Source organism: Bradyrhizobium sp. (genome assembly GCF_028868675.1).
GTDB lineage: Bacteria > Pseudomonadota > Alphaproteobacteria > Rhizobiales > Xanthobacteraceae > Bradyrhizobium.
In genome coordinates, this window is the sequence record NZ_JAGWUA010000066.1 from 1 (window position 1) to 22,172 (window position 22,172).

Here is a 22,172-nt window from a genome sequence, read left to right on the forward strand (position 1 = left end):
GGCGTGCAGGCGACCAGCATCGAGGCCGAGGGCGGCAAGGTCACCGGCGTCTCCCTGAGCGACGGCCGGCATCTGGCGGCCGATCTCATCGTGGTCGGCGTCGGCGTGCTGCCCAATATCGAGCTTGCCGCGGAGGTGGGGCTGCCGGTCGCCTCCGGCGTCATCGTCGACGAGTATCTCCTGACCGCCGATCCCTGCATCTCGGCGATCGGCGACTGTGCGCTGTTCGCAAGCCCGCGCTTCGGCGGGTCGCTGCGGCTGGAGTCGGTGCAGAACGCGACCGATCAGGCCCGCTGCGTCGCGGCGCGGCTCACCGGCGACAGGAAGGTCTATGACGGCCAGCCCTGGTTCTGGAGCGACCAGGGCGACGACAAGCTGCAGATTGCAGGCCTGACGACGGGCTACGACCAGGTCGTGCTGCGCGGCGATCCCGCGCAGAAGGCGTTCTCGGCCTTCTGCTACAAGACCGGCAAGCTCGTCGGCATCGAGTCGATCAACCGCGCCGGCGACCACATGTTCGGGCGGCGCCTGCTCGGCATGGACCGCTCGATCTCGCCGGACCAGGCCGCGGACGGGAGCTTTGATCTCAAGAGCGCGCTGGCCTGATCTCGACCATCACAAGACCGCCGCGACGTCCTCTGCCGTCGGCATCGACGGGCCGGCGCCCATCCGCTGCACGGAGATCGAGGCGGCTGCGTTGGCGAAAGTGAGTGCGTCGCGCAACGCGGTGCCGTCGGCCCGTTGTGCCGCCAGCGCGCCGACGAAGCAGTCGCCGGCGCCGGTGGTGTCGACCGCCTGCACGGTTCGGCCGGGGACGATCAGCTCCTCGTTGCCGGTAAGCGCGAGGACGCCGCGCTTGCCGAGCGTCACGCAGATGATTTGATCCTTGCTCGCTTGCAGCCGACGAGCCGCGTCCGCGATGCGCGCGAGATCGTCGCTCTCGGAAATGTCGCTGTCGCCGAGCAGGCCGAGTTCGGTCTCGTTCAGCACGAGAATATCGACGAGCGCGAGCAGGTCGCGGCCGACCTTCATCGCCGGCGCCGGGTTGAGCAGCGTCGTGGCGCCGGCCGCGCGGGCGTGACGAAAGAACGCCGCGATCGCGGGCAGGGGAATCTCGAACTGGCTGACGGCGATGTCGCCCTCGAGCAGCGGCACGACGCCGACGTCGTCGGCGCTGACGAGGCCATTGGCGCCGGGAATGACGACGATGGTGTTGTCGGCATCGGCGACCGTGATGATGGCGGTCCCGGTATGGGCTTCGGTCGTCTCCTGGACATAGCCGAGATCGATGCCCTGATCGCCGAGGAAGGCCTTCAATTCGGCGCCGAAGGAATCCTTGCCCAGGCGTCCGATCAGAGTCGTCCGGGCTCCCAACCGCGACGCCGCCACCGCCTGGTTGGCGCCTTTGCCGCCCGGGAAGTACAGCACCTGCCGGCCCGCGACGGTCTCGCCGACCCTGGGATGACGGTCGGCCGTCGCCACCACATCCATGTTGATGCTGCCGGCGACGAAGACGCGTCCCATGCGCAAACCTTGCGAAGGCTAAACCCTGACTTCGAATTCCTGCCTGACTTTGGCGATGTCGACAAGGGTCGGCAGTCCCGCCTCGTTGCCGAGGCGCTGGATCTTGAAGGTCGAGGCCGCGCGGGCGAAGTCGAAATGCTCGCGCCAGCTTTTGCCGGGATGGGCGAGGTAGGAGTAGATGTAGGCGCCGTGGAAGACGTCGCCGGCGCCGTTGGTGTCGAGCACGCGCTCGCGCGGGATCGGCATCGCCGGCAAGGTCTCGATCGCGCCGGTCTCGTTGTACCAGAGCAGGCCCTTCTCGCCCATGGTGACGCCGCCGACGCGGCAGCCGCGGCTCTTCAGGTAATCCAGCATCCTCTCCGGCGTCAGGTCCATCTGTTCGCAAAGGCGCTCGGCGACGATGGCGACGTCGATGTATTCGAGCAGCTCGTGCGTGTTGGTGCGCAGGCCGCCGCCGTCGAGCGAGGTCAGGATGCCGGCCTCGCGGCACACTCTTGCGTAGTGGATCGCGGCGTCCGGCTGATGCCCGTCGATGTGCAACGCGCGGCAGCCCCCGAGATTGAGAATCGGAAAGGGGTGGATGTGCTCGTCGTCGCGGCAGCGGACGATGGCGCGCTTGCCGTCCTTGGGCATGATGAAGGACAGCGAGGACGTCTTCACCTTCCGCCCGTGCAGCGAGATCGCGTATTTGGCGCACATGTCCTGGAACATCCGCCCCAGCCAGTCATTGGCGACGGTGGCGATCAGGTCGGGCACGATTCCCAGTTTCGCGCAGCAGAATGCCGCGGTCACCGCGTTGCCGCCGAAGGAGACGGCATAGGCCGAGGCCACGTGCTTCTCGTCGCCGGTCGGCAGGTGATCGGTGATGAAGGTGACGTCGATATAGGTCTGTCCGATGAAGAGAGCCTGCATGAGCGGTCCGTGATGCGCTGGGTGGTCCCGGCCGGCGGTTTACATTAGCACCGCTTCCGCGGCGGGGACGCCGAAATTATTCGCAAGACTGCCGCCGGAAGCGCTTGAGATGAGCATGGCGGCGGAATACGACCATGGTCGGGCATCGCGCTGCCCAGCCCGGACAACGCCGAGTCGCCGTCGTGAGTTCCGGCTCCGTTCGAGAAGGAGGAACATGATCACCGGCCTCGATCACGTGGTCGCCCTGGTCGGCGATATCCAGGCCGCCAAGGCGGCCTACCAGACGCTGCTGGCGCGGGCGCCGGCCTGGCAGAATTCCGGCGACGGCGCCGATCGCGTGCTGTTCACCCTCGACAACATGACGCTGGAATTGATGGCACCGAGCGGGTTCAGCGTCACGGCGGACCGCATGCGCGCGCTGCTCGGCGACCAGGAAGGGGTGCTCGCAAGCCTCTGCTTCCGCGTCGCCGACATCGACAGGATGCACCGGCGGCTCGACCGCGTGGCGCTGAAGCCCGATCCCGTCGCCGCGGTCGAAAGCCGGGATGCCGAGACCGGCGCGCTGCTGCACTGGAAGCGTACGCGCGCCACGACCGAGCTGACGCGCGGCGTGCGCATGTTCTTTCTCGAGCTTGCCGAGGAGCGCCCGGTCTCGGTCGCAACCGGCACCGGACCGGTCGTCGGGCTCGATCACGTCGTGGTCTCGACCGAGGACTCCGAACGCGCCGCCGCGCTCTACGGGGCGCGGCTCGGCATGGATATGGCGCTCGACCGCTCGCACAACGACTGGGGTCAGCTCATGTTCTTCCGCTGCGGCGATCTCATCGTCGAAGTGGTGCGCCGGCCTGTCGCCGGCGGCGACCTCGACCACGACAAGCTGTGGGGCCTGAGCTGGCGTGTCGCCGACATCGATGCCACCCGCGCCCGCTTGCTTGCCGCCGGCGTCGACGTCAGCGAGGTCCGCAGCGGCCGCAAGCCGGGCACGCGGGTCATGTCGGTGCGGAACGGCACCTGCGGAATCCAGACGCTGCTCCTGGAGAGGACGCCGAAGCCGGCGGCGTAAGGCTCGATGAAGACGGTGAAGCCGCGCGCCGCTATCTTTTCGTGAGCAGGTTTCGTGCCCCGGATGCAGGGCATCACGAAGTGGTGCGCTGCAGAGCCGGCCCACCGCGGCCGCGCCTGCTGGACGCATTTATCCCGCAGGATAATTTCTCGGCGGACGCCGAACGAACAAGATTTCCGCGGAAGCAATCGGCATGACCACGCAGCGCCTCGGCCTGATCATGAACGGCGTCACCGGCCGCATGGGACTCTCATTCCTTCCCGCGGTGCGCGATCTCCAGCGTCACCAGCCGCGCTAGCAGCGTTGCGGGATAGAGCTGGCCGAAAATGGCTTCGAGGTTGCAGAGGCTGCGCGCGATCGGATGCACCGGCGAGACGTCGCCATAGCCCGTGGTGGTCAGCGTCACGAAGCTGAAATAGATCACCCGGCTCGCGAGCGCCGGGCTGTCCTCGACCGAGAGCTCGCGAAACGCGTCGGGCACGAGCGATCCGATGAGAGTAAAGAGCGCGGCGAAGATCACGGCGACCGTCAGATACAACAGCACGGCGCCGATCACGCGATGATAGGTGATGCGTCCCGGCGCGAACGTCGCCCGCGCCACCGCCCAGGCCATGGTGGTGCCGACGATGAGCCATGAGGCGGCGAACAAATTGAGGTCGAGGATCGACGGCGAGCGCAGCCGCAGGATCGCGCCGGTGACGATCATGGCGAGCGCGACCAGCATGGCGACGACGGCAGCGGGGCTTCCCGAGATCACGAAGATGCCGCCGACCAGGAGCAGCGCAAGGAGGAGCTCGGAGACCTGGAAGGCGAAGATCCCGAGCGCCTGCAGCGGCGCGACGACGAACATCATGATGACGAGCAGGATCGTCAGCGCGGTGAGCAGGGGATCGGCCCAGCGCTCGCGAAATGCATCGAACTTCATGTGATCCTCGTCGCGATCGCTCAGCCCGTCGTGCAGGGCACGCGCAAGAAGCCCCGGAAGCGGACGCGCCCGCCGCGCACCGGGGCGCCGTTCAGCGCATAGGTCGGGAAGCGCGCCAAGAAGCGCGAGATCGCGATCGCGCCTTCCAGCCGCGCCAGCGCCATGCCGGCGCATTGATGCGCGCCGGTGGCAAACGCGAGATGCCGGTTCGGCGTGCGCGCGACGTCGAAGGTTTCGGCGTCAGGGAATTGCGCGGGATCGCGGTTGGCGGCGCCGATGCACAGCGTGATCGAGGTGCCGGCCTCCAGCGCGAGGCCGCCGAGCTCGACCTGCTCCGTGGTCATGCGGTTGCCGAGCTGGTTCGAACTCTCGTAGCGCAGCATCTCCTCCACCGCCGTCCTGATCAGGTCGGGATTTTGGACCAGGCGTTGCTTCTGGTCGGGATGCGTGAGCAGCGCGACGAGGCCGTTGCCGATCAAATTGGTAGTGGTCTCGTGTCCGGCGTTGAGCAGGAAGATGCAGTTGTGCAAGAGTTCCTTCTCGGTCAGCCGCTCGCCGTTCTCCTCGCCCTGGATCAGCCGCGTCAGCACGTCGCGCTCGGGATTACCGGGCTTTTGGCGGCGGCGTTCGACCAGCGTTTCGAGATAGACGAGCATGTCCTTCACGGCCTGGTTGCCGCGCGAAAAGGCCTGCGGCGACACGACCGGCTCCAGCGCGCCGAGGATCGTGAGCGACCAGTCGCGCAAGGGCTCGCGCTCCGCGTGCGGCACGCCGAGCAGATTGCCGATCACCTCGATCGGAATCGCGGCGGCGAAGTCCTCGATCAGATCGAAGTCGCGCCTTGCCGCGACGGAGTCGAGCAGTCGGTCGACCAGCGCGACCAGATCGCCCTCCATGCTGGCGATGGCGCGCGGCGACAGCGCGCCCATGATCAGTCGCCGCACCCGCGTATGCGAGGGCGGGTCGTTGAAGACGAGGCTCGTGGTGTGGTGCTCGTAGAGCAGGGAGGTGCCGTATTTGGGCGCAAACTCCTTCTTCTTGTCGGACGAGAACATCCGGGTGTTCTTGTAGACGGCGACGAGATCGTCATAGCGGGTGAGGAAGACGGTGCCGTTCGGCAGCCGCTTGAGCGGCTCGTTCTCCCGCAGTGCACGATAGGTCGGATAGGGATTTTCGTAGAACTCCGGCGTCAACCGTTCGAGGTCGAAGCTTGCCGCCAGCTCGCGTGCGTTTCCTGTCATGCTGCCATTCTCTTTTCGAAAACTGATATGCCGTTTTTGTTCTTCCGGAAAGGGCTGCGCGGGTTACAGTCCGCAACCGTTCGCGTCCCGCCCCGGAAAGGCCCAATGCAAGCTCAAACCGACACCGCTCCCCTCTGGCCGGAGGAGATCTTCGCGGCCCTGCAGCGCTTCGAGGTCCGGCAGGTGGCCTACGTGCCGGACGCCGGCCACACCCAGCTCATCAAGCGGGTGCTGGCGTCGTCCACCATGCGCGGCATTCCGCTGACGACGGAGGAGGAGGGCGTGGCGCTGCTCGCCGGTGCCTGGGCCGGCGGCCAGCGCGGCGTGCTGTTGATGCAGTCGAGCGGGGTCGGCAATTGCATCAACATGCTGTCGCTGGTGCCGATGCTGCACTTCCCGTTCCTCACCCTGGTTACGATGCGGGGCGAGTGGGGCGAGTTCAATCCCTGGCAGGTGCCGATGGGCTCGACCACGCAGGGCGTCCTCGAGCTCTCCGGCGTCAAGGTGCTGCGGGTCTCGAATGCCGCTGAGGTCCCCGACGTGCTGCAGGCTGCCGCAAGCCAGGCCTACAATGCGTTGACGCCGACCGCCGTCCTCCTGTCACAGCGCCTGATTGGCGCCAAGGTTTTCACCAAATGAGCAAGGCCAATCTCCTCGACCGCCGCCAGGTGGTCGCCACGCTGCTCGCGAACCGCAAGGACGTGGTTGCGATCGGAGGCCTGGGCGCCTCCACCAACGACATCACCGCCGCCGGCGACCATCCGCGCAATTTCTATCTCTGGGGCGGCATGGGCGGCGCCGCGATGATCGGGCTAGGGCTTGCGCTGGCGCAGCCGAAGCTGCCGGTGCTGGTCGTCACCGGCGACGGCGAGATGTTGATGGGCATGGGGGCCTTTGCCACCATCGGGCTGCAGAAGCCGGCCAATCTCTCGATCGTGGTGCTGGACAACGAGTGCTACGGCGAGACCGGCGGGCAGACCAGCCACACCTCGGTCACCGCCGACCTCGTGGGGGTGGCCAAGGCCTGCGGCATCGCCGACAGCCGCGCCATCTCGACCATGGCGGAGGTGGAGGCTTTCGCGAAATCGGTTCAGGACCTCTCGGCCGGGCCGCGCTTTGCCAATGTGAAGATCGATAATGCCGAGCTGAAGCGGATCCTGCCGACGCGCGACGGTGCCTATGTCGTCAACCGGCTCCGCGGCGATCTCGGGTTCCAGCCGATCTGACGCCGAGTTGATCTGGCGGCCGGAGGTTGCATCGCACCATTTTGCTTGACTTCAGCCTAGGTGAGTGCTTACTCACCCGATGACTTCCCTGCGCATGACCAGCGACCTGAGGCGTCAACTCATCCTCGGTGCCGCGAAACGTTGCTTTGCCCGTCACGGGTATAATGGCACCACGACCAAGAGCGTGGCGGCCGCCGCCGCCATTTCCGAAGCGCTGCTGTTCAAGCACTTTCCCTCCAAGGCCGCGCTCTATGCCGAAATCCTCAGCGAGGAATGCGAGGCCGATCCCGAACTTGCCGTGCTCCTGGAGCGCGAGCCGTCGACCGCCACCCTGGTCGAGCTGATCCGCGGCATGGTCCAGTACTTCGTCGAGATCGCCGATGGCCCGGACCAGGAAGAGGCGCAGCGGCTGCGGCTGATGGTCACGAGCCATCTGGATGATGGCGAATTCGCCCGCCTGCTTTATGCGAAGGTCGAGAAACTGATCGGAACGGTCTTCGTTGCGTCACTGGAGCGCGCGGTCGCGGCCGGCGACGCCGCGCCCCCCAGGAGCGAACCGCTCAACTTGTTCTGGTTTGCGCACCACACCGTGCTGACGGCTGCGCTCACCAGGCTGCCGGCCACGCCTTGTCTCGCCTACGGCAAGGCGGACGATCTCGAACGGCAGCTCTGCGAGTTTCTCCTGCGGGGCATCGGACTCAACGACGCCGCAATTGCTTCGCATCTGGGCCGCGCATCGACGCCGGAGGCGAAGGAGACGGCGATTGCAGAAAGTGCATGACATGAACATCGTGGCTGAACACAAGATATCGGGCGAGCCGATCGAGAAGGCGCCGAAGCGTCCGGTGCGGCCGGTGCGCTGGTTCATCATCGTCGGTGTGCTGCTCGGCGCGCTGGTCGGCGGGCTCGTCTGGTTCAACTATTTCCGCGGCCAGATGATCAAGCAATTCTTCGCCAACAACAAGCCGCCGCCGGTGTCGGTGAGCGTGGCCGAGGCGAAGTCCGAGGTGGTGCCGAACCTCTTGACCGCGGTCGGCGAACTCGCCGCCGTGCACCAGGTCAACGTGACGGCCGACGTCAACGGCCGCGTCACCGAGATCAAGTTCGAGCCGGGCGCGCACGTCGCCGCCGGCACGCCGCTGGTGCAGCTGTTCGACGCGCCGGAGCAGGGCGACCTCGCCAACTTCAAGGCGCAGGCCACCGTCGCGCAGCTCGCGCTCGAGCGCGCCAAGCAGCTGGCGGCGCGGCAGTTCGGGCCGCAGGCGACCGTCGACCAGACGCAGGCGGCGTTCGACCAGGCGCAGGCCGGCATCGCCAAGACCGAGGCGCTCATCTCGCAGAAGCTGGTGCGGGCCCCGTTCGAGGGCGATCTCGGCGTGCGCAAGGTCGAGGTCGGCCAGTACCTGACCGCGGGCACGCCGATCGTGTCGCTGACCGATCTCTCGGAATTGTGGGCGAACTTCACCGTGACCGAGAAGGATTCCGGCCAGCTCAAGGTCGGTCAGGCCGTCCGCCTCAAGGTCGACGCCTATCCGGGCCGTACCTTCGAGGGCAAGATCACCACCATCGAGCCGCAGATCGCGACCGACACGCGCAACATCCGCGTCCAGGCGACGATCGCCAATCCGGAGAAGATCCTCAAGCCCGGCATGTTCGTGACGACGACGGTCGTGCTGCCGGACAAGCCGCCGGTCGTCTCCGTTCCGGAGACCGCGGTCGACTACACCCTGTACGGCGACTCCGTGTTCCTCATCACCGAGAAGAAGGGCGATGACGGCAAGACCAGCCTCTCCGCGGTGCGCACCTTCGTGCAGACCGGCAACCGTGTCGACGGGCGCGCCGAGATCCTCAAGGGATTGAAGCCCGGCGACAAGGTCGTCGCGGTCGGCCAGCTCAAGCTGCAGTCCGGCGCCGCGGTGTCGATCTCGACCGATCCCACTCCGCCCATCCCGGCACAGCCGCCGCGCTACTGAGAACGCGCTTCATGCGCGCCGCGATCCGGCATGGCCGGGTCACGCCTGTTAGGACATAGGAAATCGAGATCGCCGCGATGGCCTTTACCGATATCTTCATCAAGCGGCCGGTCCTGTCGGTCGTCGTCAGCCTGCTGATCCTCCTGATCGGCCTGCGCGCGGCCATGGTGCTGCCGATCCGGCAATATCCGAAGCTGTCGAACACGGTCGTCAACATCACGACGGTGTACCCCGGCGCGTCCGCCGACCTGATCCAGGGCTTCATCACCACGCCGATCGAGCAGGCGGTCGCCTCCGCCGAAGGCGTCGACTACATCACCTCGTCCTCGGTGCTCGGCACCTCGACGATCCAGGTCTACATCAAGCTGAACTTCGACCCGAACCAGGCGCTCACCGAGGTGCTCGCCAAGGTGAACTCGGTCAAATATCTGATCCCGAAGGAATCCAACGACCCGATCGTCACCAAGACCACCGGCCAGACCACGGCGGTGATGTATCTCGGTTTCTCCTCCGACGAACTGACGGGGTCGGCGATCTCGGACTACCTGACGCGCGTGGTGCAGCCGGTGCTCTCCACCGTCGACGGCGTCGCCTCGGCCGACATCCTGGGCGGCCAGACCTTTGCGATGCGGCTGTGGCTCGATCCCGTGAAGATGGCGGGCCGCAACGTCTCGCCGACCGACGTCGCCGCCGCGATCACCGCCAACAACTTCCAGTCGGCCGCCGGCCAGACCAAGGGCTACCTGATCGTCTCCAACATCTCGACCAACACGGGCCTCACCGACGTCAACCAGTTCAAGAAGATGATCGTCAAGGCCAAGGATGGCGGCTTCGTGCGGATGGAGGACATCGCGACCGTCGAGCTCGCCGCTCAGAGCACGGATGCGAGCGTCGCCTTCAACGGCGAGCACGCGATCTTCATCGGCGTGCAGGCGACCCCGCAGGGCAACCCGCTGACGCTCGTGAAAGGCGTGCGCGCGCTGTTCCCCGAGCTCGAGCGCAACCTGCCCCCCTCGATGAAGATGAAGGTCGCCTACGATTCGACCAAGTTCATCCAGTCCTCGATCGACGAGGTCGAGAAGACGCTCGGCGAGGCCGTGCTGATCGTCATCGTGGTGATCTTCCTGTTCCTGGCCTCGTTCCGCTCGGTCATCATTCCCATCGTCACCATCCCGCTGTCGATGATCGGCGTCTGCACGCTGATGCTGATCCTTGGCTTCAGCTTCAACCTGCTGACGCTGCTCGCCATGGTGCTCGCCATCGGCCTCGTGGTCGACGACGCCATCGTGGTGGTCGAAAACATCCACCGCCATCTGGAGGAAGGCAGGCCGCCGGTCCAGGCCGCGCTGCAGGGCGCGCGCGAGATCGTGGGACCCGTCGTCTCCATGACCATCACGCTCGCCGCCGTCTATGCGCCGATCGGCTTCCTCGGCGGCCTCACCGGCTCCCTGTTCCGCGAATTCGCCTTCACGCTCGCGGGTTCGGTGATCGTGTCGGGCGTGATCGCGCTGACGCTGTCGCCGATGATGTGCTCGATGCTCTTGAAGAGCGCCGACGAGGGCCGCTTCTCGAGGCTCGTCAACCGGGTGTTCGGCGCGCTGACACGCTGGTACGGCCGCAGGCTCGACCGCTCGCTCGACTACAAGGCCGTCACCGGCCTGTTCGCGGTGACGATCCTCGGCCTGGTCGGTTTCCTGTACATGAACACCGCGAAGGAGCTCGCGCCGGAGGAAGACCAGGGCATCGTGTTCGCGGTGACCAAGGCGCCGAAATACGCCAACATCGACTATCTCAATTTCTACGGCGAAAAGCTCGACAAGGACTTCCAGAAGTTCCCCGAGACCGATCTTCGCTTCGTCCTCAACGGCATCAACGGTCCGCAGGGCGGCATCGCCGGCATGCTGCTGAAGCCGTGGGATGAGCGCAAGCGCTCCTCGATCCAGTTGAAGCCGCTGGTGCAGGCGGAGCTCAGCAAGATCGAAGGCGTGCAGGCATTCGCCTTCAACCTGCCGCCGCTGCCGGGCGGGCCCGGCGGCCTGCCGGTGCAGATGGTGATCAATTCGACCGCGGGTTTCCAGGCCGTCTACGAGCAGATGGAGAAGATCAAGGACGCGGCGCGCAAGAGCGGCCTCTTCATCGTCTCCGACAGCGACCTTGCCTTCAACCAGCCGACGGTGAAGGTGAAGATCGACCGCGCCAAGGCGCAGGATCTCGGCATCAGCATGCAGAACGTCGGCGCGACGCTCGCGATCCTGCTCGGCGGCAACTACATCAACCGCTTCAACTTGGAGGGACGCTCCTACCAGGTGATCCCGCAGGTGCCGCGCGGCAAGCGGCTGTCGCCGGAGTCGCTCGACGCGTTCTACGTGACGACCAACACCGGCCAGCAATTGCCGCTGTCCACCGTGGTGTCGATCGAGACCTCGACCGATCCGAACTCGCTGACCCACTACAACCAGCTCAACTCGGCGACCTTCCAGGCGGTGCCGATGCCCGGCGTGACCGTCGGCACGGCGGTCGAGTTCCTGGAGAGCGTGGCCAAGAACCTGCCGCAGGGCTTCAGCCACGATTACCTCTCCGACAGCAGGCAATACGTCCAGGAAGGCAACCAGCTCGCGATCACCTTCGGCTTCGCGCTGATCATCATCTTCCTGGTGCTGGCGGCGCAGTTCGAGAGCCTGCGCGATCCGCTGGTGATCATGATCTCGGTGCCGATGGCGATCGTCGGCGCGCTGATCCCGCTGTTCTTCGGCGCGGCGACCATGAACATCTACACCCAGGTCGGCCTGCTCACCCTGGTCGGCCTGATCACCAAGCACGGCATCCTGATGGTGGAGTTCGCCAACGAGCTGCAGATCCAGGAGCGGCTCGACCGCCGCTCGGCGATCGAGATGGCGGCGCGCATCCGCCTGCGGCCGATCCTGATGACGACGGCCGCGATGGTCACCGGGCTGATCCCGCTCTTGACCGCGACCGGCGCCGGTGCCGCGAGCCGCTTCTCGATCGGGCTCGTGGTGGTGGCCGGCATGTCGATCGGCACGCTGTTCACGCTGTTCGTGCTGCCGGCGGTCTATGTCGTGCTCGCCACCAATCACAGCGCCAAGGCGGACTCCCAGCGCAACAAGCAGATCGCCGAGATGGATCTCGGAGGCAAGGCGCTGCGTCCGACCTGACGCGCCAGACCGACCGGAAAAAGAGGGCGGCAGCGGTCACTCCCGCTGCCGCCTTTTTCATGCGCCCGGCGGGAGACAAGCCAGGGCTTGCTTGCTAGGCTGACTGCCTCAAGCGGACCGATCGTGTCCGCGGGCAGGTGGAAAGGGGCCCTTGGACATGACACGCGACTTCGCTGCGGGAAACTACCGGTTCATTCCGTCCGTGTTCCAGTACTCGGCCGGCGCCGCCGCACATTCCGGTTTCGAGATCGAGCGTGTCCGCTTCGACCGGCTGCTGCCGCTGGCCGAAGGATTTGCGCAGGCCGCCAAGATCATCCAGGAGGCCGGGCGGCCGTTGACCGCCTTCTGCGCCTGCGAATTGCGCTCGCCTGCCGCCTTCACCGAGGAAGGCTTTCGCAATTTCAACCTGCACTACGTCAAGACGCTTGCCGAGTGGGGTATCTTCGACGGCACGACCAATCCGGTCGCGCGCAGCAATGTCTGTCCGGAGATCGATCCGCCCGCCGAGCCGTCGTTCTACGCCTTCTCCTTCACGCGGCCGTCGAGCTCGGCCGCGCCGAGCTTCGTGATCGCGGGCGGCGCCGAGGCGCGCGAGGGGGCCGGCAGCTATGTCGAGCGCACGGTTCGCTACCGCGATCTCAGCCCGGAGGGCTTGCGCGAAAAAGTACGCTTCACGACCTCGCAGATGGAGAGCCGGCTTTCGGCCTTCGGCTTCGGCTGGAAGGACACCACCGCCGTGCAGGCCTATTCGATCCGCGATTTCCACCACGCGCTCGCCGACGAGCTGGTCCGTCGCGGCGCGCTGCGCTCGGGCCTGACCTGGCATTTCGCGCGCCCGCCGGTCGTCGATCTCGAATACGAGATGGATTGCCGAAGGGTGATGCGGGAGGTGGTGGTCTAGCGCTGGCGCGGATCGAGTGCGTCGCGCAGGCCGTCGCCGAGCAGGTTCAAGGACAGCACCACGAGGAAGATCGCAAGTCCCGGCCAGATCGCCATCCAGGGCGCCTGGGTGAGGAAGCGCTGCGCGGCGTTGAGCATGCTGCCCCATGACGGCGCCGGCGGCTGCTGGCCGAGGCCGAGGAACGACAGCGCCGCCTCGGCGATGATGGCGGCCGCGATCGACAGCGTCGCCTGCACCAGCAGCGCCGGCAGGATGTTCGGCAGGATGTGCGACAGCGCGATCCGCCAGTCGGGATTGCCGAGCGCGCGCGCCGCCTCGACATAGTCCTCCGCCTTGACGCTCAGCACCTGGCCGCGGGTCAGGCGGACGAAGACCGGCGTCGCCGAGATGCCGATCGCGATCATGGCGTTGCCGAGGCTCGGGCCCAGGAACGCCGCGAGCGCGATCGCGAGGATCAGGAACGGGCAGGCCAGCATCGCGTCGGTGATCCGGCTGATCAGCGCATCGGTGAACCCACCGCGATAGCCGGCGATGAGGCCGAGCGGCACGCCGATGCCGAGCGCGATCGCGACCGAGATGGCGCCGGCGAGCAGCGAGGCGCGCGCGCCAAAGACGACGCGGCTCAGGATGTCGCGCCCCAACTCGTCGGTGCCGAACCAGTGCAGCGCCGAGGGCGGCTTCCGGACCTGACCCCAGCTCGTCGCGATGGGGTCATGGGGCACGATCAGCGGCGCCAGCAGCGCCAGCAGGATGAACGCCGTCAGCACGACCAGCCCGGCGACGGCGGCCTTGCGCTTGAACAGCCGCCGCCTGGCGCGGCGTCCGGGACTTTCCAGCTCGTCGATTTCGGTCGCAGCGTTCGCTGACAGCACGGCGTCGGTCATGGCCTAGCCCCGCAGCCGTGGGTTGACGAGGATGTAGGCGATATCGGCGACGAGGTTGAGGACGATGTAGATCGTCGCCGTCACCAGCACGACGCCTTGCACCACGGCATAGTCGCGGTTGAAGACGGCGTCCACGATCAGCTTGCCGAAGCCCGGAATGGAAAAGATCTGCTCGGTCAGCACCGCGCCCGACAACAGCGTGCCGAGTTCGAGCGCGCCGAGCGTGATCACCGGCGTCAGCGCGTTGCGCATGGCGTGCTTGAGGATGACCGTGCGCTCGAGCAGGCCCTTGGCGCGTGCGGTGCGCACATAGTCGCTCTCCAGCACCTGCAGCATGGCGCTGCGGGTGTGCCGCATCAGGATCGCGGCGATGGCGTTGCCGAGCACGAAGGCGGGCATGATGGTGGCGGCCAGACTCGCGCGCCAGTCTTCGCCGAGCGGCACGTAGCCGGAGGCCGGCAGCCAGCCGAGCTCGATCGAAAACAGGAAGATCAGCATGATGCCGAGCCAGAAATTCGGCGTCGAGATGCCCCACAGCGCGAACAGGTTGGCGCCATAGTCCCAGGCGGTGCCCTTCTTCACGGCCGAGACGATGCCGGCGGGGATGCCGATCAGGAACGCGATCAGGATCGCCATTGACGCGAGCTGCAGCGTCACCGGCAGTTTCTGCGCGATCAATTCGCGCACGGGGACCTTGATGCGCAGCGATTCGCCGAAATCGCCCGACAGCACGCCCTTGATCCACCAGGCGTATTGCACCGGCAGCGGCCGGTCGAGCCGGTATTGCTGCCGGATCTGGGCAATGACGGCGGGATCGCGCTCTTCGCCGGCCATCACCAGCGCCGGATCGCCCGGCAGCAATTGCTGCAGCGAGAAGATCAGGACCGACACGAAGAATAGCGTCGGCACGATCTGCGCGATCCGGCGGGCGAGAAAGTTCAGCATGATCTCGCTCGCGTCCCGGGCGCGGCGCAACACGCAATGTTGCGCTGCTGAACCGGGACCCATGGTTGGTGGATTGCGGTCGTGGGTCCCGGATCAGCAATGCACCGCTTGCGCGCTGCATTGCGTTCGGGACACGAGGGCGTCGTCATGCCGCTCACTTCAGCTTCAGCCCGACCACGCGCACCAGCCCGTCCGGCATCTGCTTGTAGCCTTCGAGCCTGGTGGTGTGGGCGATGATGATCCGGCGGTGGTAGATATAGAGGATCGCATGCTCGTCCAGCTCGACCTTGGCGAGCTTCCCGTAGATCGCCTTGCGCTGGGCCATGTCGGAAACGAGGCGCGCATCGTCCAGCGCCTTGTCGGCGTCGGCGTTCACCCAGGCGCTGTAGTTCTGCGGCGCGTTGCTGTGCAGGAAGACGTAGGCATTGCCGTCGGGGTCGATGCGGCCGCTCCAGGCCAGCATGAAGGCCTGGTATTCGCCGGCCTCGGCCTGCTTCAGCGAGGTCGCGAACTCGGTGACCCGGATCTTCATGTCGAAGCCGGCTTCGGCGGCCATGGATTGCACGACCTGCGCGACGGCCTCGGTCTCGGCGCCCTTCGGCACCATGAAGTCGACGCTGACCGGCGGCGTGACGCCGGCCTCCTTCAAGAGCGCCTTGGCCTTGGCGATGTCGCGCCCGTGAACCGGAAATGCGCTTTGATAGTAGGGATGGTCGGGATTGACCCATTGATTGCCCGGCTTGAACTCGCCGTTGAACACGACCTGGTTGATCGCCTCGCGGTCGATCGACCAGTCGAGCGCCTGGCGCACCTTGGCCGACTGGCTGAGCGGCCCCTTGGCCTTGTCCTTGCCGATGTTGAGCGTGATGCCTTGGTAGCCGAGCTCGATCGCGGTCGACAGCTTCAGGCGGGAATCGGCGCGGACGTCCTTGATGTCGGTCGCGAGCACGCGCTCGATCAGGTCGAGCCCGCCTGATTTCAGGTTGGCGAGCCGCACGGTGGCGTCGACGATCGGCTGGAACACGACCTTGTCGATGAAGACGTTGTCCTTGTTCCAGTAGTCGGCGAATTTCTCGAACACGATGCGGTCCTGCTGGACGCGCTCGACGAACTTGTAGGGACCGGCGCAGACCGGATGCAGCCCGAACTTGTCGCCTTCCGCCTTGGCGGCCTTCGGCGACACCATCATGCCGGCGCGATCGGTGAGCTGCGCGAGCAGGGGCGAGAACGGCGACTTCAGGACGAGCTTGATGGTGAGGGGATCGACCACCTCGACATGATCGAGGGAAGCGAGCTCCGGCTTGCGAAACGAGCCGGGAAAGGTGAGGTGGCGCTCCAGCGAGAATTTTGCAGCCTCCGCATCGAACGGCTCGCCGTCATGGAATTTGGCGCCGGGGCGGAGCTTGATGGTGAGGGTCTTGCCGTCCGCGGACGTCTCCTGCGACAGCGCAAGCTGCGGCACGATGTTGAGCTTTTCGTCGATGTCGAACAGCTTGTCGCAGAAGGCCGAGAAGACGATGCGGCCGACATAGGTGCGCGCCATCGAGGGATCGAGGATATCGGGGTCCTCGGCTAGCCCGATGCGCAGCGTGGTCTGGGCCTGGACGGCAGTCCCGAGCGACAGGAGCAGGGCGGCGGCCGTGGCGGCCAGGCGAATCTTCTTCATCGGACAGTCCCCATTGCTAGCTATGTCGGCGGTGGCGATGCACCTTGTATACCAACCCCGGGACGGGGTTGGCCTTCCGTCTTTCGGCTGAAGGCGGCGACCAGTTTCGCAAGCGTCGGCGAAAAGCCGCCGGAGGAGGGCAGGATGGCCGTGGCCGACGGCAGGTCGGCGACGCGGTGACAGGCGGCGGCATGGCCCGTGCCGTCGACGAGGAGCGGCGGTTCCTCGTTGCGGCAACGCTCGATCGCGAACGGGCAGCGGGTGTGGAAGCGGCAGCCGGAAGGTGGATTGAGCGCGCTCGGCATCTCGCCTTCCAGCAGCACGACCTGGCGCTTGGCGTGCGGCTGCGGCAACGGGATCGCGGATAGCAGCGCGCGGCTATAGGGGTGGCGGGGTGCGGCGAACAGTGCCTCGGCCTCCGCCGTCTCGACGATGCGCCCGAGATTCATCACCGCGACGCGATCGGCGATGTGCTTGACCACCGCAAGGTCGTGCGAGACGAAGATGTAGGCGAGCCCCAGCCGATCCTGCAATTCGCGCAGCAGGTTCAGGATCTGCGAGCGGATGGAGACGTCGAGCGCCGAGACCGGCTCGTCGCAGATGATCAGCTTCGGCTCGACGGCGAGCGCGCGCGCGATGGCGATGCGCTGGCGCTGGCCGCCGGAGAATTCATGCGGATAGCGCCGCGCCAGCCGCGGCTCGAGGCCGACCAGCCGCAACAATTCCTCGACGCGCTCGCGGCGCCGGGCCGCCGGGACCACCTCATGCAGCGCCAGCGGTTCGCCGAGGATCTGGCCGACCGTCATGCGTGGGTTGAGCGAGGCGTAGGGGTCCTGGAAGATGATCTGCGCCTGACGGCGGAATGCGCGCAGCTCATCGGTCGTGAGCGCGAGGAGGTCGCGGCCGTCGAAACGGACCTGGCCGGCGTCCGGCTCGATCAGCCGCAGCACCAGCCGGCTGACGGTCGACTTGCCGCAGCCGGATTCGCCGACCAGCGCCAGCGTTTGCCCGGCGTCGAGCGTGAAGCCGACGCCATCGACCGCTCTCACGAACGCCTTCGGCCGGCCGAGCAGCGAGCGCTCGGCGACGAAATGCTTGACCAGCCCCTCGACCTCGAGCAGCGCCATCACGACACCAGCTGTTCGAGCGGTGCGCGGATGCAGCGCGAGAGGTGGTCGGCGCTGACCTCCGCGAGCGGCGGCGGTGCCTCCCTGCAGGCCTCGCGCACGAACGGGCAGCGCGCGGCGAAGCGGCAGCCGGCCGGCGGCTGCGCCATGTTCGGCACCATGCCTTCGATGGTGGCAAGCTGCGCGGCGCGCTGGTCGAGGCGGGGAATCGAGCCGAGCAGGCCGACGGTGTAGGGATGTTGCGGCGAGGAGAACAACTCGTCGACCGGCGCGCGCTCGACGATCTCGCCGGCATACATCACCGCGACCTCGTCGCAGACTTCGGCGACCACGCCGAGATCGTGGGTGATCAGGATGATCGCGGCGCCGCTCGCGGCCTTCAGCTCGCGCATCAGCTCCAAAATCTGCGCCTGCAGGGTGACGTCGAGCGCGGTGGTCGGCTCGTCCGCGATCAGCAGGCGCGGATCGCAGGCGAGCGCCATCGCGATCATCACGCGCTGGCGCATGCCGCCGGACAGCTTGTGCGGATATTCGTCGATGCGGCGCTCGGGCGAGGGGATGTGGACTCGCCGCAACAGCTCGATCGCCCGCCCACGCGCTGCCCGCCGTGAGCCGCCGCGGTGGCGCAAAATCGTCTCGATAATCTGGTCGCCGATGGTGAAGCTCGGATTAAGCGAAGTCATCGGCTCCTGAAAGATCATCGCCAGGCGATTGCCGCGCAGGTCGCGCAGGGTCTGGTCGGGCGCCTGCAGCAGGTCGAGGCCGTCGAAGCGGATCATGCCCGAGACCTCGGAGGTCTGTTTCGGCAGCAGCCCCATGATCGCGAGCGAGGTCACGCTCTTGCCGCAGCCGGACTCGCCGACGAGACCGAGCGTCGCGCCATTGGCAACGCTGAGATCGACGCCATCGACCGCGTGGGTGATGCGGCCGTCATCGCCGTGGAAGCGGACGCGCAGGTCCTCGATTTCGATCAGCCGGCCGGTCGTCATGAGTCTTGCGCGCGTGCGGCCGCAATCGCGGCGTCGATGACGGCGCGGTCGGTGACGCCAGACGGGTTCTGCCGCGTCGGCAAAAAGCCGCGGAAATGCACCCAGAGTTCGCGGCTGACCTGCTCGAGCCGCTCGAGTTCGCCGAGCGGATCGGCGTGGTCGTCGGCCCGCAAATCGAGCGCCGACCATTCCTCCTCGCCATGGATCAAGAGTGCCGCGGATTGCCTGCCGCGCTTGTCGCCGCCGGCGGCCTCGCCCGCGCGCATCGCCGCAAGCAGCCGGCGCGGGAAGGGCAGCGCGCCGTTTTCCAGATAAGCCGTTGCGGTCTCGTCGAGCACGGCGGGACCTGCGAGCATGTTGCCGGCGACGGAAAAGCCGTTGCCCGCGACATGACCGCACCAGTCGACGCAGTCGCCGCCGGTGTGCGCCGCGATCTCGCCCCTGGCATCGAGGATGTGGACCTGGCGGCTCTCGCGGCCGTCGTCGGCCGCAAGCAGCGCGGCAAGCACCTCATGGGCGTTGCGGCCTTCGCGCAAGAGTCTCACGCCGTCGATGCCATAATAGGGATTGACCAGCGCCTGGGTCGCCACCGCGCCGAGGCGGGAGGCGATATGAGGCACGCGTGCGCCGACGGCGAAGAAGCGCGTGGCAACCGCAATGCCGAATTGACCTGTGGCGGTGTCGCGGGCGATGATCGACCAGGTCATTTCGTCGTTCCCTCTAGCGTCCGGCCGCGTAGCCCTGCATGCCGCGCGGATTGGCGGCGGCGCGACGGCGCGGACCGACGCGCGATGCCGCCGTGAGGCGGCCTTCCGACCAGTCGGGGCCGACCTCGACGAGGTGGCCGCGTTCGCGCAATGCCTCGATCGTTGCCTCGGGCACGCGGTTCTCGACCACGAGCACGCCGGGACGCGCGGTGCGCGGCCAGAAGGAGATCGGGAAATGCTCGGAGTGCCAGGCCGGCGCATCGATCGCCTCCTGCAGGTTGAGCTTGCAGTGGACGTGGCGCAGGAAGAACTGCGTGATCCACTGGTCCTGCTGGTCGCCGCCCGGCGATCCCCAGGCGAGGTACGGCTCGCCGTCGCGCAGCGCCATGGTCGGCGAGAGCGTGGTGCGCGGCCGTTTTCCCGGCGCCAATGCGGCGGGGTGGCCTTCCTCCAGCCAGAACATCTGTGCGCGGCTGCCGAGGCAGAAGCCGAGTTCGGGGATGACGGGAGAGGACTGCAGCCAGCCGCCCGAGGGCGTGGACGACACCATGTTGCCGGCCTTGTCGATGATGTCGAAATGCACGGTATCGCCGCGCACCTCGCCGAAGCGACCCACGGTCGGCTCGCCGGCGCCGAGCGCGCCGACTGCCTCGCGTTGGCCCTCGGCACGGCGCAGCTTCACGACGCCGCCAAAGCCTTCGACGGAGCCGGGCCGGAGGTCGAGCGAGGCCCTGTCCGTGACCAGCTTGCGGCGCTCGTCGTTATAGGCATCCGACAGCAGCGTCGCGACCGGGATCTCGTTGAATTTGGGATCGCCGTAGAATTTTTCGCGGTCGGCGAAGGCGAGCTTGGCGCATTCGATCTGCAGGTGGATGAAGTCGGGTCCCGTGGGATCGAGCCCGTCGAGCGCAAAGCCCTTCAGCAGCGCGAGCTGCTGCAGCGTCACCGGGCCCTGGCTCCAGACGCCGGCCTTGCAGACGGTGTAGCGGCCGTAGTCGTAGGTGAGCGGCGCCTCGACCGTCGGCTGCCAGCGCGCCATGTCGTCGGCGGACAGCACACCGCGATGCGGCGAGCCGCTGACGTCCATCACCTCTTGGGTGCGGCAGAACCTGTCGATCGCCTCGGCGACGAAACCCTGCGACCAGGCCTTTCGCGCGCGCTCGATCTCGGCGTCGCGACCGCCGCCGCCGCTCTCCGCCTCCTTCAGGATGCGCGCATAGGTTTCGGCCAGCGTCTTGTTGGTGAAGAGCGTGCCGGGCCGCGGCACCTCGTTGTTGGGCAGATAGACTGCCGCCGAGGTCGGCCAGTGCTGTCTGAACAATTGCTCGACGGTCTGGATCGTGGCGCTGGCGCGCTCGACCAGGGGGTAGCCGTCCCGCGCGTAGGAGATCGCCGGCTCCAGCACGTCGCGCAGCCGCACGGTGCCGTAGTCGCGCAACAGCAGCATCCAGGATTCGAAGGTGCCGGGCACGCAGGCAGCCAGCAGCCCGGTGCCGGGCACCATGTCGAGCCCCTCGCTCCTGTAGTGCGCGATGGTGGCCCGTGCAGGCGCCGGGCCCTGGCCGCAGATCACCTCGGTTCGTGCGCGCTTGACGTCATGCACGATGATCGGCACGTCGCCGCCGGGGCCGTTCAGATGCGGCTCGACCACCTGCAGCGTGAAGGCGGTGGCGACGCCGGCATCGAAGGCGTTGCCGCCCTTTTCCAGGGTCGCCATGCCGACGGCGGTCGCGATCCAGTGCGTGGAGGCGACGACGCCAAACGTGCCCTCGATCTCGGGCCGGGTCGTGAAGGGATCGGGATTGATGTTGCCCATTGGAATCTGTCCATTCGCTGCGGCGGCACTCGATCACACCAAAGCGCGCTTGCCAATTGCGCCTTCGGCATGGCTCGCGCGCATCCGCGCCATCACGCCGGCACCGGCACGGTGTTGACCGCATGGCAGGCGACGCCGTCGATCAGCTCCGGCGCCTTCCTGCGGCAAAGATCGAAGGCGAGCGGGCAGCGCGGATTGAAGGCGCAGCCCGGCGGCGGGTCGATCGGGTTCGGAATCTCGCCCTTGACCGGAATGCGCTGCCGTCCGGACATCGCCAGATCCGGCACGGCGCCGAGCAGCATTTTGGTGTAGGGCATGCGCGGCCGGGCGAACAGTTCGCGGCTTTCCGCGATCTCGACGATGCGGCCGAGATACATCACCCCGACGCGGCTCGCCATGTGCCGGACCACCGCGAGATTGTGGCTGATGAACATGTAGGTGAGGCCGAACTTGTCCTGCAGGTCGCGCATCAGGTTGAGGATCTGGGCCTGTACGGAGACGTCGAGCGCCGAGGTCGGCTCGTCGCAGACGATGAACTCGGCGTCGGAGGCGAGCGCGCGCGCGATCGCGATGCGCTGGCGCTGGCCGCCGGAGAATTCGTGCGGGTATTTCAACCGGTCGTCGGGATGCAGGCCGACGAGGCTCAACAGCTCGCCGACGCGGGCCTGGATGTCGCGCTCGCCCTGGATCAGGTCGAAGGCGCGGATCGGCTCGGCGATGATGGCGTCGACCCGGAAGCGCGGGTTGAGGCTCGCATAGGGGTCCTGGAAGATCATCTGGATACGCCGGCGCAGGCGGCGGCGCGCGGGGGCCTGCTTCGGATCGGTCATCGAGACGCCGTCGATCAGGACCTCGCCGGAACTCGGCGGCAGCAGGCCGACGATCATCCGGGCCACGGTGGTCTTGCCGGACCCGGACTCGCCGACCAGCGCAAAGGTCTCGCCCTTGGCGATCTCGAAACTGACGCTGTCGACCGCCCTGAGATATTCGAGCTGTCCGCCTTCGAGCACGCGGTTGAGCCACGGTTTCGAGACGTCGAAGACGCGGCGCAGGTTCCTGGCCCGGACGAAGGCGCTCATGCCGCGCTCTCCGCTGGCGCG

The 22,172-nt window shown here is 67.0% G+C and carries 20 protein-coding genes; 8 read left to right on the forward strand and 12 right to left on the reverse strand.

Annotation, left to right across the window (positions count from 1 at the left end; genetic code table 11):
* Positions 1 to 606 (forward strand): oxidoreductase C-terminal domain-containing protein (locus KGM94_RS11090; RefSeq protein WP_300258333.1); only part of this gene is annotated, 606 nt, incomplete at its 5' end.
* A 9-nt stretch (positions 607 to 615) separates the two neighbouring features.
* Here KGM94_RS11090 and rbsK read toward each other — a convergent pair.
* Together rbsK and KGM94_RS11100 are read right to left on the reverse strand one after the other, a co-directional pair.
* Complete coding sequence (rbsK, locus tag KGM94_RS11095) at positions 616 to 1,524, reverse strand: ribokinase (protein ID WP_300258336.1); 909 nt, start codon at positions 1,522 to 1,524, stop codon at positions 616 to 618.
* A gap of 18 nt (positions 1,525 to 1,542) precedes the next feature.
* Positions 1,543 to 2,436: a sugar kinase gene (locus KGM94_RS11100; RefSeq protein WP_300258339.1), complete on the reverse strand. Its 894-nt coding sequence runs from the start codon at positions 2,434 to 2,436 to the stop codon at positions 1,543 to 1,545.
* Between the two features lie 214 nt (positions 2,437 to 2,650).
* Here KGM94_RS11100 and KGM94_RS11105 point away from each other — a divergent pair, with 214 nt between their 5' ends.
* Positions 2,651 to 3,499: a VOC family protein gene (locus KGM94_RS11105; RefSeq protein ID WP_300258343.1), complete on the forward strand. Its 849-nt coding sequence runs from the start codon at positions 2,651 to 2,653 to the stop codon at positions 3,497 to 3,499.
* A 250-nt stretch (positions 3,500 to 3,749) separates the two neighbouring features.
* Here the strand turns inward: KGM94_RS11105 and KGM94_RS11110 are convergent, their stop codons facing one another.
* Both KGM94_RS11110 and KGM94_RS11115 read right to left on the reverse strand, forming a co-directional pair.
* Complete coding sequence (locus KGM94_RS11110) at positions 3,750 to 4,424, reverse strand: potassium channel family protein (protein ID WP_300258346.1); 675 nt, start codon at positions 4,422 to 4,424, stop codon at positions 3,750 to 3,752.
* A gap of 20 nt (positions 4,425 to 4,444) precedes the next feature.
* A complete protein-coding gene (locus KGM94_RS11115) occupies positions 4,445 to 5,665 on the reverse strand; it encodes a cytochrome P450 (protein ID WP_300258349.1) in 1,221 nt (406 codons plus the stop codon).
* A gap of 105 nt (positions 5,666 to 5,770) precedes the next feature.
* On the opposite strand from KGM94_RS11115, the gene KGM94_RS11120 reads away from it, so the two are divergent.
* The 6 genes from KGM94_RS11120 to KGM94_RS11145 all read left to right on the forward strand — a co-directional run bounded on the left by KGM94_RS11120 (position 5,771) and on the right by KGM94_RS11145 (position 12,938).
* A complete protein-coding gene (locus KGM94_RS11120) occupies positions 5,771 to 6,304 on the forward strand; it encodes a thiamine pyrophosphate-binding protein (protein WP_300258352.1) in 534 nt (177 codons plus the stop codon).
* Positions 6,301 to 6,891 (forward strand): thiamine pyrophosphate-dependent enzyme, encoded by a 591-nt coding sequence (locus KGM94_RS11125; RefSeq protein ID WP_300258355.1) that lies wholly within the window; start codon positions 6,301 to 6,303, stop codon positions 6,889 to 6,891. The genes KGM94_RS11120 and KGM94_RS11125 overlap by 4 nt, the downstream gene beginning before the upstream one ends.
* Before the next feature lie 94 nt (positions 6,892 to 6,985).
* Positions 6,986 to 7,672 (forward strand): TetR/AcrR family transcriptional regulator, encoded by a 687-nt coding sequence (locus KGM94_RS11130; protein ID WP_300258358.1) that lies wholly within the window; start codon positions 6,986 to 6,988, stop codon positions 7,670 to 7,672.
* 1 nt (position 7,673) lies between these two features.
* A complete protein-coding gene (locus KGM94_RS11135) occupies positions 7,674 to 8,864 on the forward strand; it encodes an efflux RND transporter periplasmic adaptor subunit (protein WP_300258389.1) in 1,191 nt (396 codons plus the stop codon).
* A gap of 77 nt (positions 8,865 to 8,941) precedes the next feature.
* The gene (locus tag KGM94_RS11140; RefSeq protein WP_300258361.1) at positions 8,942 to 12,037 is read left to right on the forward strand and encodes a MexW/MexI family multidrug efflux RND transporter permease subunit; all 3,096 of its coding nucleotides are present in this window, start codon (positions 8,942 to 8,944) and stop codon (positions 12,035 to 12,037) included.
* A 157-nt stretch (positions 12,038 to 12,194) separates the two neighbouring features.
* Positions 12,195 to 12,938 (forward strand): hypothetical protein, encoded by a 744-nt coding sequence (locus KGM94_RS11145; RefSeq protein ID WP_300258365.1) that lies wholly within the window; start codon positions 12,195 to 12,197, stop codon positions 12,936 to 12,938.
* On the opposite strand, the gene KGM94_RS11150 is transcribed toward KGM94_RS11145, so the two are convergent.
* From KGM94_RS11150 to KGM94_RS11185, 8 genes are all read right to left on the reverse strand, one after another.
* Entirely contained in the window at positions 12,935 to 13,822 is an 888-nt protein-coding gene (locus tag KGM94_RS11150) for an ABC transporter permease (protein WP_300258368.1), read from the reverse strand. The two genes, KGM94_RS11145 and KGM94_RS11150, sit on opposite strands and share 4 nt — an antisense overlap.
* A 3-nt stretch (positions 13,823 to 13,825) precedes the next feature.
* Complete coding sequence (locus KGM94_RS11155; protein WP_300258370.1) at positions 13,826 to 14,767, reverse strand: ABC transporter permease; 942 nt, start codon at positions 14,765 to 14,767, stop codon at positions 13,826 to 13,828.
* 154 nt (positions 14,768 to 14,921) lie between these two features.
* Positions 14,922 to 16,433: an ABC transporter substrate-binding protein gene (locus KGM94_RS11160; protein ID WP_300258373.1), complete on the reverse strand. Its 1,512-nt coding sequence runs from the start codon at positions 16,431 to 16,433 to the stop codon at positions 14,922 to 14,924.
* Positions 16,434 to 16,453: 20 nt separating this feature from the next.
* A complete protein-coding gene (locus KGM94_RS11165; RefSeq protein ID WP_300258376.1) occupies positions 16,454 to 17,560 on the reverse strand; it encodes a dipeptide ABC transporter ATP-binding protein in 1,107 nt (368 codons plus the stop codon).
* On the reverse strand, positions 17,560 to 18,549 hold the full coding sequence (locus tag KGM94_RS11170; protein ID WP_300258378.1) for an ABC transporter ATP-binding protein: 990 nt from the start codon (positions 18,547 to 18,549) through the stop codon (positions 17,560 to 17,562). Before KGM94_RS11170 ends, KGM94_RS11165 begins: the two co-directional genes overlap by 1 nt.
* Positions 18,546 to 19,256, reverse strand: a complete 711-nt coding sequence (locus KGM94_RS11175) for a DUF1028 domain-containing protein (RefSeq protein ID WP_300258383.1) — start codon at positions 19,254 to 19,256, stop codon at positions 18,546 to 18,548. Before KGM94_RS11175 ends, KGM94_RS11170 begins: the two co-directional genes overlap by 4 nt.
* A 13-nt stretch (positions 19,257 to 19,269) precedes the next feature.
* Positions 19,270 to 21,072 carry a gamma-glutamyltransferase family protein gene (locus KGM94_RS11180; RefSeq protein ID WP_300258386.1) on the reverse strand — a complete coding sequence of 601 codons (1,803 nt, stop codon included), beginning with the start codon at positions 21,070 to 21,072 and terminating at the stop codon, positions 19,270 to 19,272.
* A 92-nt stretch (positions 21,073 to 21,164) separates the two neighbouring features.
* Entirely contained in the window at positions 21,165 to 22,151 is a 987-nt protein-coding gene (locus tag KGM94_RS11185) for an ABC transporter ATP-binding protein (protein ID WP_300258392.1), read from the reverse strand.
* Positions 22,152 to 22,172: the final 21 nt, after the last annotated feature.